This is a genomic window from Halohasta sp. A2 (assembly GCF_056175805.1).
The window spans coordinates 1-492 of record NZ_JAQFWV010000201.1 but is presented as its reverse complement, the minus strand read 5'-3'; the positions used below and the strand labels follow the sequence as shown (position 1 = coordinate 492).

Below are 492 nucleotides of genomic sequence, written 5' to 3'. Positions count from 1 at the left end.
CAGAGAGATATCTCTGAAAGACCTGTGGCGTGGCAAAATCAATGACTGCTTTCTGACCGGTTTCTTTCTCCCGTTATCCGTCTGAGTTGATTTTTCTCTCAGACGCTGAATTATGGGTAAGAGACAGGAGTAGAACTTCCATTCGCTCCCATGTCTGAAGTTGGCGTTCTTCTATCTTACAACCAGTCTTCAGCACTTTGTGCCAGTCTTCGATCCGCCATCGAAGACGGTAGTACTCAATGATTTTCAACACATCCTCAAGCGTACTAACCGATTCAGTGGTGAGCAGCACCCACTGAATCGGATCATCTGCTTCAGTTGTTTCATCTGCTCTCACCACGTTGAGTTCAACCGACCCTTCCTGCTCAGGGTTATTCTTTGGCGCACGCACCTCACAAGTGCCAGTTGTAATCGACACTTCTGCTGTCCTGGCTTCTCGGCCTCCGCCTTGTTGAATCTCAACCGAGTCGCGACCTCGCTCAACGAGGTCGC

At 49.6% G+C, this 492-nt stretch carries 1 pseudogene; it reads right to left on the bottom strand.

The annotated features are described in order from the left end of the window. Window positions 1–127: 127 nt before the first annotated feature. Window positions 128–492, bottom strand: a pseudogene (locus tag O2S87_RS18775) (transposase); the annotation flags it as partial.